This window comes from Nostoc paludosum FACHB-159 (assembly GCF_014698835.1).
In the GTDB taxonomy this organism is placed as follows: domain Bacteria; phylum Cyanobacteriota; class Cyanobacteriia; order Cyanobacteriales; family Nostocaceae; genus Nostoc; species Nostoc paludosum.
Map to the genome: position 1 here is coordinate 117,499 of NZ_JACJTU010000006.1, position 17,412 is coordinate 134,910.

General features: G+C 41.6%; 15 protein-coding genes and 1 tRNA gene. 9 read left to right on the plus strand and 7 right to left on the minus strand.

Annotated elements, in window-relative coordinates:
- Positions 1-157 precede the first annotated feature (157 nt).
- The 3 genes from gpmI to H6H03_RS08285 all read left to right on the plus strand — a co-directional run bounded on the left by gpmI (position 158) and on the right by H6H03_RS08285 (position 3,043).
- Positions 158-1,756, plus strand: coding sequence for a 2,3-bisphosphoglycerate-independent phosphoglycerate mutase (gene gpmI, locus H6H03_RS08275; protein ID WP_190954661.1), 1,599 nt, complete (start codon positions 158-160; stop codon positions 1,754-1,756).
- Between the two features lie 130 nt (positions 1,757-1,886).
- Positions 1,887-2,120, plus strand: coding sequence for a preprotein translocase subunit SecG (secG, locus tag H6H03_RS08280; RefSeq protein ID WP_096536948.1), 234 nt, complete (start codon positions 1,887-1,889; stop codon positions 2,118-2,120).
- 17 nt (positions 2,121-2,137) lie between these two features.
- A complete protein-coding gene (locus H6H03_RS08285) occupies positions 2,138-3,043 on the plus strand; it encodes a peptidase (protein WP_190954662.1) in 906 nt (301 codons plus the stop codon).
- Between the two features lie 9 nt (positions 3,044-3,052).
- On the opposite strand, the gene H6H03_RS08290 is transcribed toward H6H03_RS08285, so the two are convergent.
- From H6H03_RS08290 to H6H03_RS08315, 6 genes are all read right to left on the minus strand, one after another.
- Positions 3,053-3,511, minus strand: coding sequence for a DUF29 domain-containing protein (locus H6H03_RS08290; protein ID WP_190954663.1), 459 nt, complete (start codon positions 3,509-3,511; stop codon positions 3,053-3,055).
- A gap of 131 nt (positions 3,512-3,642) precedes the next feature.
- Entirely contained in the window at positions 3,643-4,791 is a 1,149-nt protein-coding gene (locus H6H03_RS08295) for a glycosyltransferase family 4 protein (protein ID WP_190954664.1), read from the minus strand.
- Between the two features lie 345 nt (positions 4,792-5,136).
- Positions 5,137-6,792, minus strand: coding sequence for an MFS transporter (locus H6H03_RS08300; RefSeq protein ID WP_190954785.1), 1,656 nt, complete (start codon positions 6,790-6,792; stop codon positions 5,137-5,139).
- The gene (gene recO / locus H6H03_RS08305; protein ID WP_190954665.1) at positions 6,779-7,684 is read right to left on the minus strand and encodes a DNA repair protein RecO; all 906 of its coding nucleotides are present in this window, start codon (positions 7,682-7,684) and stop codon (positions 6,779-6,781) included. The genes H6H03_RS08300 and recO overlap by 14 nt, the downstream gene beginning before the upstream one ends.
- An 88-nt stretch (positions 7,685-7,772) precedes the next feature.
- Positions 7,773-8,453, minus strand: a complete 681-nt coding sequence (gene deoC / locus H6H03_RS08310; RefSeq protein WP_190954666.1) for a deoxyribose-phosphate aldolase — start codon at positions 8,451-8,453, stop codon at positions 7,773-7,775.
- A gap of 173 nt (positions 8,454-8,626) precedes the next feature.
- The gene (locus tag H6H03_RS08315; RefSeq protein WP_190954667.1) at positions 8,627-9,805 is read right to left on the minus strand and encodes a DNA cytosine methyltransferase; all 1,179 of its coding nucleotides are present in this window, start codon (positions 9,803-9,805) and stop codon (positions 8,627-8,629) included.
- Positions 9,806-10,091: 286 nt separating this feature from the next.
- Between H6H03_RS08315 and H6H03_RS08320 the strand changes: the two genes are divergently transcribed.
- The 6 genes from H6H03_RS08320 (at position 10,092) to H6H03_RS08345 (ending at position 15,879) form a co-directional block, all read left to right on the plus strand.
- On the plus strand, positions 10,092-11,363 hold the full coding sequence (locus H6H03_RS08320; RefSeq protein WP_190954668.1) for a glycosyltransferase family 4 protein: 1,272 nt from the start codon (positions 10,092-10,094) through the stop codon (positions 11,361-11,363).
- Between the two features lie 818 nt (positions 11,364-12,181).
- Positions 12,182-12,640, plus strand: a complete 459-nt coding sequence (gene rsfS / locus H6H03_RS08325) for a ribosome silencing factor (RefSeq protein WP_190954669.1) — start codon at positions 12,182-12,184, stop codon at positions 12,638-12,640.
- Positions 12,637-13,137: a CGLD27 family protein gene (locus H6H03_RS08330; RefSeq protein ID WP_190954670.1), complete on the plus strand. Its 501-nt coding sequence runs from the start codon at positions 12,637-12,639 to the stop codon at positions 13,135-13,137. The genes rsfS and H6H03_RS08330 overlap by 4 nt, the downstream gene beginning before the upstream one ends.
- Before the next feature lie 105 nt (positions 13,138-13,242).
- Complete coding sequence (locus H6H03_RS08335) at positions 13,243-14,196, plus strand: asparaginase (protein ID WP_185564983.1); 954 nt, start codon at positions 13,243-13,245, stop codon at positions 14,194-14,196.
- A gap of 46 nt (positions 14,197-14,242) precedes the next feature.
- A tRNA-Met gene (locus H6H03_RS08340) sits at positions 14,243-14,319 on the plus strand.
- A 105-nt stretch (positions 14,320-14,424) separates the two neighbouring features.
- Complete coding sequence (locus H6H03_RS08345) at positions 14,425-15,879, plus strand: YcjF family protein (protein ID WP_190954671.1); 1,455 nt, start codon at positions 14,425-14,427, stop codon at positions 15,877-15,879.
- Positions 15,880-16,251: 372 nt separating this feature from the next.
- Here the strand turns inward: H6H03_RS08345 and H6H03_RS08350 are convergent, their stop codons facing one another.
- Positions 16,252-17,301: an anti-sigma factor antagonist gene (locus H6H03_RS08350; protein ID WP_190954672.1), complete on the minus strand. Its 1,050-nt coding sequence runs from the start codon at positions 17,299-17,301 to the stop codon at positions 16,252-16,254.
- Positions 17,302-17,412: the final 111 nt, after the last annotated feature.

Consider the following 17,412-nt stretch of genomic DNA (forward strand, 5'->3'; position numbering starts at 1 on the left):
AGAGCAAAAACAACGTAGAAAGATTACTAATATTTAAAAAATATCTCAAAAAGCTTTAAGTCGTTCATAAAAGAAGTTAATAAGCAGAAATTCACTTGCGTCGGCGATTAGCAATGGTATCATTCGGGTATTACAAAAAGTAAAGGGCAATTTTACTATGACCAAAGCACCTGTTGCTCCTGTGGTGCTAGTCATTTTAGACGGATGGGGGTACTGTGAGCAGACGCGAGGAAACGCTATTGCTGCTGCTAAAACTCCCATTGTGGACAGTTTATGGGCAGCTTACCCGCATACCCTCATCCACACATCAGGAAAAGCCGTAGGGTTGCCAGATGGTCAAATGGGCAACTCAGAAGTTGGTCATTTGAACATTGGTGCTGGACGAGTGGTACCACAAGAACTGGTACGCATCTCCGATGCGGTCGAAGATGGTTCTATTACCTCAAACCCAGCACTTGTCAAAATTTGCCAGGAAGTTCGCTCTCGCAATGGCAAGCTGCATCTAGTAGGGCTTTGTTCTGAGGGAGGGGTACATTCCCATATCACCCATCTGTTTGGACTACTTGACTTAGCTAAAGAGCAGCGAATTTCAGAAGTTTGTATCCACGCGATTACCGATGGTCGTGACACCGCCCCAACCGAGGGCGTAAAAGCGATCGCCATGCTACAAGATTATATAGACCGCATAGGAATCGGGCGCATAGTCACCCTCAGCGGTCGCTACTACGCGATGGATCGCGATCGCCGCTGGGATCGGGTAAAACGTGCCTACGATGTCATGACACAAGATACGGTGGCTGATAACCGTAAAGCTGTAGAAATCTTGCAAGCCTCTTACGCCGAAGGGGTAAAAGATGAATTTGTCAACCCCGTTAGAATTGCTCCTGGTGCGATAGAAGCAGAGGATGGAGTGATATTTTTCAACTTCCGCCCCGACCGCGCCAGACAACTGACTCAAGCCTTTGTCAGCCCTGAATTTAACGGTTTTGAAAGACAGCAAATTAAACCGCTTTCATTTGTCACGTTTACCCAATACGACCCAGACTTAACCGTGGCTGTGGCTTTTGAGCCGCAGAATCTCAACAATATTCTGGGACAAGTGATAGCCAATCACAATCTCAAGCAATTCCGCACTGCTGAAACTGAAAAATACGCCCACGTCACGTATTTCTTTAATGGCGGTTTGGAGGAACCTTTTCCTGGTGAAGATCGGGAATTAGTCAGCAGCCCAATGGTAGCGACTTATGACCACGCCCCAGCGATGTCAGCAACAGCAGTTACAGACGTAGCGATCGCTGCCATTCAAAAGGGTTTATATTCTTTAGTTGTGATTAATTATGCCAATCCAGACATGGTAGGGCATACTGGTCAAATCGAAGCCACCATTACAGCCATTGAAACAGTCGATCGCTGTTTGGGACGCTTATTAGAAAGCGTTAGCAAAGTCGGCGGCACAACAATTATTACTGCCGATCATGGCAACGCTGAGTATATGCTAGATGAAGAGGGTAACCCCTGGACAGCTCACACAACTAACCCAGTCCCCTTTATCCTCGTGGAAGGAGAAAAAGTCAAAATCCCTGGATATGGTACAAATGTCGAACTGCGAAGCGATGGCAAGCTAGCCGACATCGCACCCACCATTCTAGAGATTTTACAGCTGCCTCAACCACCAGAAATGACAGGGCGATCGCTGCTCAAAACGGCAGAATATGACCTGCAACGCACTCGCACCCCCGTACAAGTAGGCTTGTAAAAAAGTTAAGAGTGAAGAGTTAAGAGTGAGGAGTTAATAATTAAGACTGAGCAATTAAAACTTTCCTAACTCCTAACTCCTAACTCCTAACTCCTGTTTTTTAAAACTTGTTATAAATGAGATTGCTACCATGACAGTTACTAATATCGTGCAAGGCATTTGGGCTTTTTCCGCTGTTGGTCTAATTATCTTAGTTTTGCTGCATAGCCCCAAAGGTGATGGTATTGGAGCCATTGGTGGGCAAGCTCAGCTATTTAGCAGCACCAAAAGTGCAGAAAACACTTTGAACCGAGTTACTTGGGCGTTAACAGTCATTTTTCTTGGTTTGACAGTAGTTTTAAGTGCTGGTTGGTTGCCTAAATAAAAATCGGTGAGGGGGAGATGAGGAACAAAACACAATACCTAATACCTAAAATCCCCAAAAATTTTATTAGACAGCGATTCTTAGCAGTTCTGGGCTTAATTATTGGCACAGGACTGCTAGTTGTTTTTACGAACCTGGGGCATAGGGCATGGGGGAGCCACTGCGTTGGGCGGCTCTGCCGACTTGAAGCAAGTGGCGTCATTGGGTATGGGGCATCAGTTATTGTTTCCCCCCATCACCCCATCACCCCATCACCCCATCACCTTATCTCCTCATCTCCCCTGACCTTAAAACCTCATCCGTTACCGCCCACGCTCGCACAGTGGCAAGATAACACCAACAGTGGCGACTACTTTTCCCAAGTCACAACAACTCAAGTTGGCTATTTGGTTTGGTCACAATTTCCGATTAAAGTTTACATAGAAACCCCAAAAGCCGTGAGTGAAAAACAAGCTCAAGCATGGGTGAGCAGTGTCTTACAGGCTGTGCAGGAATGGAATACTTATTTGCCTTTGACGGTAGTCCAACACCCAGAAGTTGCTGATATTAGGATTATGCGAAAAGCGCCACCTCTACAAATTTCTCCAGGTAGTAATATACCCCGTGCGCGATCGGCACAAACCACTTACGAGTTATACACCAACAATAATGTTTTATCCCACCGCTTCACTATCTTGCTAAGCCCCAGTCAAACAGGTGAGTATATTCAAGCAGCAGCCCGCCACGAACTGGGACACGCTTTAGGAATTTGGGGCCATAGTCAGCTACAAACTGATGCTTTATACTTTTCCCAAGTTCGTAAACCGTTGCCTATTTCTGTTAGAGATGTGAATACTTTGAAGCGGATTTATGAACAGCCAACAACTTTGGGATGGCCTTTAGTAGATAATTCAAAAATGAATATATTTCGTGCAAATAATTAAAGTTCAAAATTAAGGCAACCAATCTTTGTCCAAACTTTGCTCTAAGCTATAAGGACATAATTCAGGTAAATTAGTCAGCTTTGTTTTAGCTTTAAGATAATCTAATGCATTACTGTAAATTATGCTGAAATTCTCCTCCAAATGGTTGCGTAAATTGGCAGTTAAATCTTCATTGATTTGATTACGAAAACCAATAATTTCCGCAACCCGATGATTAGCATTTCTTGGCTTTTCTACATCCCAATATTGATAAAGCAATAAATGTCTAATAATCTGTTCCAACAGACTTCTAACTCGCCTTTTTTCGTTTTTCGCCAAATCTTCCAGTTCTTCTATTAAGTTTTCATAGTCAACCTTTTCTAATTGCCTGGTTTTGAGACATTTAATAGTCTCTTCTAACCATTGCAGGTAATTGGATTTATATAATTCTGGAGTCAGTCGAATAGTCACAACTTCACTTTGGGACATCAATAACTCTCCTTTTATCAGTCATTCTAGCCATGTATATACGGCTTATACAAGCGAAGACTAATGAAGAAAAGGTGTATCTGCACAACAATGATGAGCCAAAAAATTAAGGTTGCACTTTTCCCCTTTGCCTATGCTCTCCGACTGAGCGGTAAAGGTCGCTGTGTTAAAACTTCTTTATAAAGTTCTTCCACCAGAGTAATATTTTTACTGAGGGTATAGCGGTCTAAGACACGCTGTCTAGCTTTTTGCCCCAGTAGTGTTGTTAACTCTGGATGATCTTGTAACACTGGTAAGAGAGTTCTCAATTGCGATCGCACTGTTTTAGTATTAATAACTATACCTGCTCCCTTTTCTAAGACTTCTCCGTCTGCACCAACATCTGTTGCTAAACAAGCCATGCCACATGACATTGCTTCTAACAAAGACAAAGATAGTCCCTCTACCAATGAAGGCAAAATAAATACATCCGCGCCCCGCAAAATTTCAATCCGCCGATTTTCATCAGCAACAAATCCTAACCAAATAATCCCGTATTCCCAACCGTAAAACGGCTCTAAAGAAGACTTCAAAGGACCATCGCCAACAATCAACAACTTGGTATTAGTCTCCATCGGCGACTGCTTCCAAGCTCTCAGTAGAGCTTCAACATTTTTCTCTGGTGCTATTCTACCTTGATAAACAAACAAGCGTTCGGCTTGAAATTCTGCTTTCACTCTAGAAGCCCCTGGAGAATACTTGATGGTATCAACACCGTTGGGGATTATTGCAATATTTTCTTCCCTTACACCCATCCCTGACAATAATTCCCGCTGAATTTGGGAAAATACAATCACGCGATCGTAGTTAACCAAAAAAGGTGCGTAGAGTTGATAAGCCAAAAGTTGTGTTCCCGATATCAGTTTTGCTCCCTTCCCAGCAAAAGGCGTATGAAAAGTAGCAATTAGGGGTAACCTTAGTTCCTCACATATTTCCGGTAGAAAAAAGTCTAGAGGAGATAAAGTTAAGGAAGCATGGACGATATCTGGCTTAATTTCCCGGAGTGAATCGGTTAAAACTTTGGTCGCTTTAAAAGTGGGAATTGTGTAAACCTGGGACTTATAAATGAAAGGTAGGGGAACTTCCCGGAAATTTGGCCAATTTTCAGGTTCTGATTCTTCTTGAGCGAAGTGAAGAAAGCTAACTTGATGTCCCCTGTCTAGCAAGGCATTTGTAATTTCTCGACTATAGGTGACATTACCGCAAAAGGGCGATTTTTTTCCAATCCAGGCTATACGCATTCTTTATTTGGCTGTAAAAAAAGCGGGTTTGATGTATTAATTTTGCGTCCTTTGTTGCTTTTATCGTGTTATACTTGCTGCTTTATTATTGTTAGAAAATATACGCCAAAAATTAGTTCAAAAAGCTAATTTTTTAGCTAATTAAACTGGTAAATTTATGGCTGTATTGATTCTAGTTATAAGTTGTTAATTTGTTATATTTAAACAACTTATTCTGCATAACGTCAGATTTATATGCGGCAAGTATGCGATAAATTTTGACTGGCCTTAGTTTAACACGAACACAAAACTTTTAAGAAAATTAGTAATTATTTCAAGGTAATTAATAATCTCTCCTGTTAATAACTACTGATGTGAGTTATACCAGGTTAATATTCCTCCTGAAAAAGCGATCGCCGCTAATCCGAAAAAAACTACCTGTAAGCCTACAAAAGTTTCTGCTACACCAGCTAATGCCAAAGGTAAAGACAGAGCAATATTAATTACATTGTTCTGTAAACCAAAAACTTTACCACGCATTTCTGGAGGTGTTTCTGTCTGAATCGCAGTTTGCATAGGAATGCCGACTAGTGCGCCAAATATCCCTAACAAGGTAATCAGTAACAAAATTATCCACAAATGTGTTGTAAACACAGAAATACCAATCAGCGAGGCCGCCATACCAAAACAACCGCACAGGCTTAGCTGTTTATAGGAGAAGCGTTGACCAAATTGGCCGAGAATTGTTGCTCCAGCAGCAATGCCGACACCACCTGCTGCAAGTAAAAAGCCGAATTGGGAGGCTTTCATATTGGGAATTATTTCTGCCATCCGAACAGCTAAAACAGTTAAAGCTGCGAAGATAGAAAACAAGATAATTAGCTGGAGTAAAGCATTACGAACACGATGATTTGCTTGGAGGTAAGATAGACCATCTCGCAAATCAGAGAATACGTGAGGAAATTCGGTTTCGGGTGCGTGAGGTTTTTCGTTAGTTCTCAGCAGAAACAAAATGATTCCAGCGATCGCATAACTGCCACCTACTAAAAGTTCTTTCCCCAAACCATTACTACCACTAAACTGCAACCAAAGTCTATCAGCAATCGCTAATAACGGTTCTCCAACAGCAAACCCAATGATTACCGATGCCATCATTGTTGTTGTATATAGCGAATTAGCCGAGAGTAAATGCTGTTCTTCTACTACTAAAGGAATTGCTGCTTGTTCGGCTGGTGCAAAAAACTGCGTCAGTGTGGAAACTAAAAAAGTCACAGCCAAAATGATTAAAAAACCTACTGGTAAAACTCCTATAGGTCTCCAATCATGAGTCAACCACAACAGAAAGGGAATTGACAAAACCAGGATACCGCGCCAAACATTCGTAGCCACGAGCACAGCCTTTTTCGACCAGCGGTCTACAAACACACCTGCGACAGAACCAAACAATACTGCTGGAATAGTAAAAGCCATCATTAAAGCTGATACCCATCCACTAATGCTCTGATTCCCAGCCTGAAACTGAGTATTAATCAAAGCAATCATTAAGACCAAATAAACTTTATCTGCTAGTTGGCAAAAAACTTGACCGCCCCAAAGAGCCAGGAAATTAAAGTTTTTTAAGACTGGCACAAACCCCAGCTGTTTTCCATTCTCCGATCCAGCCCCATCTAATTTCGGCGGTTCTGTTTCTGGAATAATGTTTCCTGGTAAATCCTTCCCATTTCGTAGGTCTAGCCCATTACCGCTATCATTCTTTTTATCAGCTTGACCATTGGTTAATGGGTCTTGGTTTGGTGCTTCTGATTGACTTGGAACATGAGTTTTTGGTGTTTCTTCTGTCCTCCTACCATCGCTTTTAGAAACATCTTTTGGGGACATTTCTTGGTCATTTATTTGATGAGGTGTAGACTTAGAGACGGCACTCAGGTGATTAGTTACTGTCTGGTCTGATGCCCTATTCTGTTTTTTAATCAGGCTTGGTGATAAAGGTAGAATTTTTGTATCCAAATCAGACGATTGCATCATGGTTGGCAGCAAAATAAGAGTCGATCAAGGTAGCAGAGCGAATAGGGCGGCCTAATTGATACTGAGCATACTGGCGTAAAATCTGCTCAACAGATAACCAGTTTTCATCTCTAGCACGATCAATTTGCATTATCTCTGGTTGCGATAGATGTTGAAGCAAAGCTAGTTCCATTGCACCAGGACGACTGGAAATTACAGGTATTTCTTGCCGATGGACAACAACTGTTTGGGCGTTGGGTATGGGGGATGGGGCATTGGTTATTTCTCCATCATCTCCCCATCTCTCTATCTCTCCATCTCTTCGCAAACTTTTCCAAGCTTCTAAACAAACTGTTCCACCCGCAGGGCTGCTAAATCCTACCTGCCAGTTGGGGTCTGTAAAGTCTGGCCTCAAGGGTCGCCCAGACAAACAACAAATTTGGACTTGCGGCGTTAGCCCTGCTAGGGCTAAAAGGTGAAACACCCCATGAGCCAGATGAGCTAAAACACCAGATGTATTTCCACTAGGTAACACCTCTAATCGATGGAGATGTTCATTGAATAGCTCATAAAGTTCTTCTTGGGGTTGTTCGCTCAAAGCTTGACACAGCACTATTTCTGCTAAATACTGACTCGCAGCCAATTTTCCCAAATCTTTGGCTAGACCTGGATAAGTTTTTAACGTCTGTGCTTGGGTAATTTTATCAAGCGATCGCCCCTTAGCAATCAATAGTTCATTCACAACGAACATACCGCTCCTACCGCCCAAGCTGGAGTTGTGCTTGCGTGCCCCTGGAGCTACTGCTCGAACTAGACCGAATTCTGGTGTCAAAATTGTCACTATTTTATCCGATTCTCCGAGCGCCTGGGTTTTAAGATTAATTCCGGTTGCTTTGTAGGTTCTACTCATTAGTCATTAGTCATTGGTCATTGGTCATTAGTCATTAGTAAATAAACAAAGGACAAATGACAGACGATAAAAGACAAAGGACAAATGACTATTTACCCTTTTCCAGGTTATCGCGCTGGCGGATCAAATCGATACCGCGAGATGTCCCTAATCTAGTAGCACCTGCTACGATTAAGTCTAGAGCTTGATTGATAGTACGAATACCACCTGAAGCTTTAATTCCTACCCTTTCTTTTGCTAATTCCTTCAAAAGTCGCACATCTGCGACTGTAGCACCACCATTCCAACCAGTACTGGTTTTTAAGAAACTTGCTCCTGCATCCATAGAAATTTCAGCAGCTATTTTTTTTTCTGCATCTGTCAAAAGGTTAGTTTCCAAAATTACCTTCACAGTTTTTCCAGTCTCCTCGCAAATTTCGGCAATCTCGCGATGCACCTGTTCCGTTTTGCCAGCTTTCAACCAGCCCAAGTTGATTACCACATCCAACTCACTAGCCCCACTTTCCGCTGCTTCTTGAGCCTCATACAACTTGACTGCTGAAGTCGTCGCACCAGTGGGAAAACCAATCACTGTAGAGACTTTTGGGTTCTTACCGTGGAGGAGTTCAACTGCTTGTTTGACATAGACGGGGTATAGGCAAACGGCCGCAAAATTGAATCTGTATGCTTCTTCACACCATTGCTCAACTTGCTCTGGAGTCGCAGTTGGCGTTAACAGGGCGTGCTCGATAAATGGCGCAATATCAATGTCTGGATAGTCTGCTGCCATCGTGTCTTCTGCCAGTGATTGATTATTAAAGTTTATAAAAAATTAAAACATTTCTTATATATATATATTAAACCATATTTATTACGAGTTTATCCTGAAAATAAGTTGCTGACTGAATCTGGGATGATATTTGTGCAGATCTCCCATAATTAATGCAAGTATTTAAGTTGACATTAAGTGCCAGTAAGGTTAAGAATATCAACAGTATTTTTTACGTCACTTACTAAAAACTTAATAATAGTTTGAGCTAATGCTTTCGATGCTAAATATGGTACACCGTTACCAATAGTTTTAAACATATTGGTCAGTGACATATTCTCTGGAAGTACAAAATTTGCAGGCAAAGATTGAATGGCTAAAGCTTCGGCTACAGAAATTCGTCGGACTTTATAAGGATGTAAATGGACTTCATTATTACCATAGCAAGCTGTTGGAGAATAGCGCCATCTGTGAAGGCGCTTAAAAGATTTTTTAGAATCATCTCCTTCATCAACAAGAGCAAATTTTGTGATAGCAGCCCTTGGTTGAAAATAATGTCTAGCATTGGGATGTATTAGGACATTATTTTTTCTAAACCAGTATTCAACTGTTAATTCTTGAGGAATATTATCAGGACAAGGCATAAGAGAATTTTCTTGGAAGAAATCGCGCTTAGGCCAAGGGTAAGCAAAAACATTTTTTCGTTCGTATAAAATGTGATTTTCCCAAGATAAAATCTCTTTATTTAGAAACTCTTGTCTACTAAATTCTCTTGCTATATTATTGAGAAAATTATTTTGGAATCCAATCAAAATAATTCTTTCCCTATCTTGGGGTACACCATATTCAAAAGAATTAATTAAGCGCTCTGTTAATATATATCCCGCTTGTTGTAATCGTTGCTTCAGTGATTCAAAAAATAAACGATGTTTTTTCGTCTTCCACAAACCCTTAACATTCTCAAATAAAAAGAAATCTGGAAGATTTTGACAAATTAATTCCACATAAGAGTCCGAAAGCTTGCCATTATCTCCTAAATATCCTCTGTTTTTTCCTCCAATAGAAAAATCAGGGCAGGGAGGCCCGCCAATAAAGCCAACAATATCATTAAATTTACGGCAGTCTTTGACTAACTCGTAAATGCGTTGTGCTTGTGAATCTTCCGTAAGTTTACTTACGTCCCCTGCTTCACCCTGATGATAACCGTATTCCGGCAAGCCTAGATTAAGAACCTGCCGTGAATAGCGGTATGCTGCCATGAATGGAGAAAAAATTTCATTAACATAAACAATGTTAAATCCACTGGTTTCAAAACCCAAATCTAGGAAACCTGAACCAGCAAAAAAAGAGAAAATACAAGGGCGATCGCTCATTCAATCACTATTATTATGAAATATTGATACTAATATTCTAAAATTGGGGATTTTTACTTACGTACCAGTCAGAAGTAAACACTTGAAATCCTCTATTAACGGGTAAAAATTATTCTCCTACCTCCTAAGAATTCAATATAAAAGTTTACTCAATCTTTAAGGAAAATCCCTGACATAAAAACACTCTGAAGCCACAATTAAATATGGGAGTTTCCAAGCTGCCAGAGATATTTAAGACAAGTTTTGTCATTAAATAAACAACCGGGGTACTTCAGACTAATTTTCTATGCGAATTTTAATTTACTCATACAACTATCACCCAGAACCAATAGGTATTGCCCCACTAATGACTGAATTAGCAGAGGGACTAGCAAAGCGGGGACACCAAGTGCGCGTAGTTACTGCCATGCCTAACTACCCTGAGCGTCAAATTTACCAGGAATATCGGGGCAAGTGGTATGTCACAGAATACAAAAATGGTGTTGAAATCCAACGTAGTTATGTTTGGATTCGTCCACAACCTAATTTACTAGATCGAGTCTTGCTAGATGCTAGTTTTGTTGTCACTAGTTTTGTACCAGCCCTAATGGGTTGGCGTCCAGATGTTATCCTTTCCACCTCACCGTCCCTACCAAGCTGTGTACCAGTCGCTCTTTTAGGATGGTTACGTGCTTGCCCTGTAATTTTAAATCTACAAGATATATTACCAGAGGCAGCTGTTCACGTAGGTTTACTTAAAAATAAATTGCTCATCCAGTTGTTTACATTATTGGAAAAATTTGCTTACCACAGTGCCAGTAAAATTAGCGTCATTGCTGATGGATTTGTGGAAAATTTGCGATCTAAGGGTGTAGAAGCTAACAAAATTGTGCAAATTCCTAACTGGGTTGATGTCAATTTTATTCGCCCCTTGCCTCAAGAAAATAACCCTTTCCGCACCACGCATAACCTAAATGGTAAATTTGTAGTACTTTATTCTGGTAACATTGCCCTCACTCAAGGCTTAGAAAGCGTTGTCAAAGCTGCTTCTGTGTTGCGCCACATCTCAGATATTGCCTTTGTCATTGTCGGGGAGGCAAAAGGTTTACAGCGACTGCAAGAGGAATGTTTAGACTGTGGTGCAGATAATGTTTTGCTACTGCCATTTCAACCCCGCAAAAATTTACCAGAAATGTTGGCCGCTGCGGATGTTGGTTTAGTGGTGCAAAAGAAAAATGTTATATCCTTCAATATGCCGTCAAAAATTCAGGTGCTACTTGCTAGCGGACGGGCTTTAGTTGCCTCTGTGCCTGATAATGGGACGGCAGCAAGGGCTATCAGGCAAAGTGGTGGTGGACTTATCGTTCCTCCAGAAGATCCCCAAGCTTTAGCAATGGCAATTTTAGACTTGTATCAAAATCCTGAAAAAGTTAAAACTCTGGGTTATAAAAGTCGGCAATATGCCGTTGAGCAGTATGCTTTTGACCAAGCTTTAAATCAGTATGAGTCGTTGTGTTACTCATTAATCGCAAATCGTAGAGCAATTCACTCGACAATAGTTACCAAACAAGAAGTTTAATCTACGGCAGTGGAGTTACGTTGCATACAGCAGAATTCAGAAGTAAAACAGTCTGTAGTCATAGCTTTGGAAGTTAGGATTTGTACTTTACCAAGCTGAAATCCGCTGTATTTGCACCTCCTGTAGGGTTGATGTCAAAATATTAATTACAGAGAGTTTAAGAGCTTAACCGCATCAAATTTTACTTAGTAATTTCAATACAGAAGCAATTTTTTAGCTGCATTGGTATTGAATCAAAAATCCCACAGCTTCACTTCATTCAATTCAAACCGTGGGAATATAAATTTTTTATTTAAAAAGTAACAAAGGTGCTTGGTATACCCAAACACCAAATAGTGATTTACGCTAATCAGACTTTTGGGAGATCGGGTATGAGTGCGTTCTCTTGTATCGTAAATTTTAATAGACGACCTAAAGTCTAGTTGTCTGGCGGAAAAATTTTGAGAGTTGAAAGCTCAAACGAAGACACGGAAAATTTTAAAGCCTGCAAAATTAATGCGATGAACGAGATGTGCTGCAAAGCAAGATTTGTAATACTCCTATAAAGGCGAGAACTAATCGCATCCTAATTTTTAATTCGGATTCTCAGGCTAGACGGTCATGCAATAAATTACACAACGGTGGTATGAAAATATTTCTTGCCAGTCTCTAGTCCCTACTCCCCATTCCCTACTACTTTTTCAAGCTAGCCTCCATAGACACCTATTTTTTTGTTAGTATTCAAAAAAACCCATTGACACATTTTCAGATCGATTGTTTGTTACTTGTTAAGTAAATGTAAACAATTGTTTCAAAAGGAAGAAAGCACCTGAGGTTTAATGACTGATTATTTCCAAGGAAATTTCCCATTACAATCTGTCCCACTAACAAAGAGTGTGCTGAGAAACCCCACCCAAATAGAAGAAGCAAGCGGAAAATTAGCTGCGATAATTGCTGAAGCTGCATCAGATCGCAAAGCTGGTGATATTTTATTGCTCAGAGTAGCAGACGTATCTTACCTAGCAGATTATTTTGTGATGATGACTGGTTATTCTAGGGTACAGGTAAGGGCGATCGCTCAAGCAATTGAAGAAAAAGTCGAAACACAGTTACAGCGACGCCCCTTGAGGACGGAAGGAAAAGCCGAGGGGAGTTGGGTACTACAAGATTACGGTGAAGTGATCGTTCACATCATGATGCCCAAGGAACGGGAGTTTTATAATTTAGAAGCGTTCTGGATTCATGCAGAACGTATTTCCCTTCCAGAATCTGATGAGGGTGGGGGTAAGCCAACATGATTAGGTCTTCAGTTTCAAATTGCCCAGTTCCCGCAGACCAACAACCGCTCAATGAATACGAACAGTTAAAAGGTTCTTGGTTGTTTCGTGATAGCACTTTACATTGGCGGGAGTATATCACGAAAATACTTTGGATTTGGGGTTTATCTTGGTTAGTAGCTGGCCCTGTGGCAGCAGCAAGTTTTCCCCCACAAAAGTATTTTGCCCATTTTATTCTCTGTGGTGCAGGAGGGGCAAGTATTGGCGTATTGCTGGCCGTGGTAAGGTTGTATTTAGGCTGGTTTTACGTGTGCGATCGCCTTTGCTCTGGCACAGTATTCTATGAAGAGTCAGGCTGGTACGACGGTCAAACCTGGACAAAACCACAAGAAGTCCTCAATCGCGATCGCTTAATTGTGGCATACGAAATTAAACCTATCCTACGACGGTTGCAATTTACCTTTGCTGGCTTGGCGGGAATGTTCGTTATTGGTACTATAGTTTGGCATTTGTTGTAAACAGTGATTGGGCATTGGGCATTGGGCATGGGGCATAGGGTATTGACCAATGACTAATGACTAATGACCAATGACTAATAATAAAAAAGTGATAAAAATAAACCCATGACAATGGGAAAACGAACTCAAGCCACAGCACTGGAAGTCCGGTTGCTGCGTGAAGGTATCATTGAATCCAAGCATATAGTCCAGGCTGTTGTATGCGACGAACGCGGACGGGTTTTAACCGTGGCCGGAAACTCTGAAACTGCTGCATTTATTCGTTCAGCACTCAAACCATTTCAGGCACTCGCAGTCACTACTACAGGTACACTGGAACGCTATGACCTCAGCGATCGCGATTTAGCAATTATCACCAGTTCCCATAAAGGAACAATAGAGCAAGTCAGACAGGTATTTAACATCCTTTGGCGGGCGGATCTTGACCCCACTGTACTCCAGTGTCCAATTCCTGAAGGTAAGCGCAGTCCTCTGGAATACAATTGCTCTGGGAAACATGCTGGGATGCTAGCTGTTTGTCAGCAACGCCATTGGCCTTTAAATAACTACTTGGAACGCAAACACCCAATACAGCAGTTGATTTTAGGCAAAGTAGCAGAATTGCTACGAATGCCAGCAGAGGAATTTATCAGCGCCCATGATGACTGCGGCGCACCGACTTATTTGATGCAACTCGGTCAAATGGCCTCTTTATACGCCCTCCTAGCCTCTAGTAGCAACTTGGATATGGAGCGCATTGTCCGTGCCATGACTCATCACCCAGCTATGGTAGCAGGGGATGGAGAATTTGATACGGAACTAATGCGTTTAACTCCAGGGGAACTGGTGAGCAAATCTGGGGCTGAAGGAGTGCAGTGTATCGGTAGACTCGGTGAAGGTATGGGATTAGCAATTAAAGTTATGGATGGGGCAAAACGCGCAAAACACGCCGTTGCGATTCACTTACTCCAACAAATGGGTTGGATTAGTCCCAGCGCCGCCGAAAGCCTCAGTGAGAAGTTTGTCACCTTAGGAAAATACAAGCGTTTAGAAGTAATTGGAGAATTATCGTTTTTGTAGTTGCCAAACTCTTGACTTTAAGTTAGACTAGAAAAGTCAAGAGCGACGCGGGATAGAGCAGCCTGGTAGCTCGTCGGGCTCATAACCCGAAGGTCAGTGGTTCAAATCCACTTCCCGCCACCAAATTGAAGATAATGCAAAACTCCTACAATCGGTAAAGATTGGGGAGTTTTTGTTTTATTTTGATCTATTCTGGAAGAAATAGCCATCCAAAAAGCGCGGAGAGTCATGGTTGTGAAGTTGCAGCGACCAATTTTAGTGGGAGGATTGGGACTGTCCTTTTCTCTGTGGATGTTACAAAGTTGGCATCATTCAATAATGCAGGTGGGTGAGTTTGGTTTATTGAGCGCCTTAGCTGTTGGCGGTGGTTTGTGGTTATTCCAACAAAATCGCCCAAAAGACAATTTAGAACAGCTAGATAGTATGGTTGTAAATCGGGCGACTGTGGAAAGTGCGATCGCTAAAGCTGAAGCTGTAATTAACCAACTGGCACAAGAAGCAGAAAACCATAGGGCATTAGAGACGCTGAGAGAACAAGTTGCCCAATTGTGGTGGGAATTAGACAGGCAAGAAATTAAAGTGGCTGTGACTGGTGGTAAATCTGTTGGTAAAAGCACTTTAATTCAAGTGTTAGAAAAAAATCTACAGACAGAAAATCTTTCTCTACAAGAGACTGCACCTTTGTTTAGAGAAGCAGGTGAGAATTCAGATGCAGCTGTTTTAGCAGAAGTGGCAAAATCTGATTTTGTGCTGTTCTTGACAAACGGCGATTTGACAGATACAGAATTTCAAACTCTACAGCAGTTAAAAGCAGCAAATCAGCCTGCAATGCTGGTTTTTAACAAACAAGACCAGTATTTAGCCGATGAACGTGCTAGCGTCCTGCTGTCATTAAAACAGCGGATGCTAGGAAATGTAGTTGCAACTGCGGCCTCTCCCATCCCCGTCAAAGTCCGAAAGCATGATGCTGATGGTTCTGTGCAAGAGTGGATGGAACAACCAGCACCAGATATCCAGCAATTAACCCAGCAGTTTAGTGAAATTTTGGCACAGCAAAAACAACGGCTAGTTTGGATAACTACCATCAGGAAAGCCGGTGTGTTGAAAGCTGAAGCGAAAAACTGGCTCAATGGAATCAGATGCGATCGCGCCACCCCAATTATTGAACAATATCAGTGGATAGCTGCTGCTGCTGCCTTTGCTAACCCAGTACCAGCACTTGATATTCTGGCGACTGCGGCCATTAATGCTCAGATGGTAATGGATTTGGGTAAGATTTATCAGCAGAAATTTTCCCTAGAACAGGCACAAACCGTAGCCGGAACAATGGGAAGCTTGATGCTGAAACTCGGTTTAGTTGAACTTTCTACCAAGGCTATTGGTACTGTTCTCAAAAGTAATGCTGTTACCTTTGTTGCTGGTGGTTTGGTGCAGGGAGTAAGTGCAGCTTATCTAACCAGAGTTGCAGGATTGAGTTTAGTTGAATATTTCCAACAACAAGAAATAGCAGTAGATTCTGGAACTAATTTGAATTTGGAGAAATTGCGAGAAACTCTGCAAAAGGTATTTGGGCAAAATCAACAAATTGGCTTTTTGCAGGGCTTTGTGAAGCAAGGCGTCAAGCGTTTGTTGCCAGAAGTGCAGCAGGTTGAAGTAGTTGGTGTTCAGAAGGCGATGGGATAATCTCATACAGGCCATTAGCGAATTTTAGATTTTGGATTTTGGATTGAATAATTCAAAATCTACAAACTTACACCTTTAGGACTTATATTCAGAACTCTCTGAAACTCTTATTTCTCGGTGTCCTCTGCGTCCTCTGCGGTTCGATTTATCTCTAAGTCCTGAAGCTAATTTTTTTCACGAACCACAGAGGCGCAGAGGGCACAGAGAGAAACAAAAGGAAGAGATACTTAATTGAACTGTGTTGAATCCAAAATCCAAAATCTCAATTAAGTAAATCTAAAAATTTACCCAAGCTCATTTCGGGCTTGGGTGTATTTAACAATTATCGTGAGAATTGCGAGTTAGCAAAAAATTGTAAATAAGGGTAATTAGCTAAACAGCACCACTGTTTTTGTTAAACAGAATCGCTATAGTTTTGAAAATTAGCTTTAAATCGTACACCAAACTCCAATTTTTTTGATACTGCAAATCTAGGCGAATTACATCTTCAAAACTCCGGACTGTAGACCGCCCATTTACTTGCCATTCGCCAGTCATGCCGGGCTTGACATCTAAACGTTGCCATTCCGGTACTTCGTAGCGTTCCACTTCGTCGGGTGTGGGTGGTCTGGTACCGACTAAACTCATTTCTCCTTTAAGGACGTTCCAAAACTGAGGTAGTTCATCAAGACTAGTTCGCCGTAAAAAACGCCCCACTTTGGTAATTCTGGGGTCATTTTCGTTCTTGAAAAATGCACCTTGCACTTGGTTTTTAACTTCAGATTTTTTTGCTTCCGCATCCACACACATAGAGCGGAATTTCCAAATTTTAAACCGTTTTCCCATCCAACCGCAGCGGGTTTGACTAAAGAAAATGGGGCCTGGATCGTTAATTTGAATAGCGATCGCAATGGGAATACACAAAACTCCTGTAATTAATAACCCAACGATTGACCCTATAATATCTAAGAACCGTTTCATCCAAGATGCCACAGAAGGATGAGTCTTGGGTAACTGCTCGACTTGACGAGAAGTTGTCCTCCGATTATCCATTAGGTCTTGTTGTTCTATTAGCGACCCATTGTCTACAGACTCTAGGGGAAAGACTTGATCCAATCCTGTGAGTTTTAAAACTGCCATCACTTGAGGTGTTACATTACGCAATCTGAATGCAATACCTTCAGCCTGGGCGTATTTAAAATTACTGACCAAGGCACCTAAACCACTACTATCCATAAAAGTAGTTTGGTGAAAGTCAATGATAATTTGCTTGAGATATGAATTGGGTTGGATTAAGCCTTGGCAGGTTTGCTTAAAGCCTAAAGCCTCCAGCACGCTCAACCGTGTGGGAACCTGCACTATAACCGTGTCGTTTAGGGAATGAACTGGAAAATCGACCTCTGTCGGTTGGCTAGTCATGAAGCTCTGCACTTTCGTTGCCATGTATAATGTAATCTGCCAAACATTATTTTGTCCTTTGAAAATTACTTAACAGTAATCAGGACTAATTACTATTTGCTCTTTCTCAGATTGTCAATCGCCAGCGACGATTCA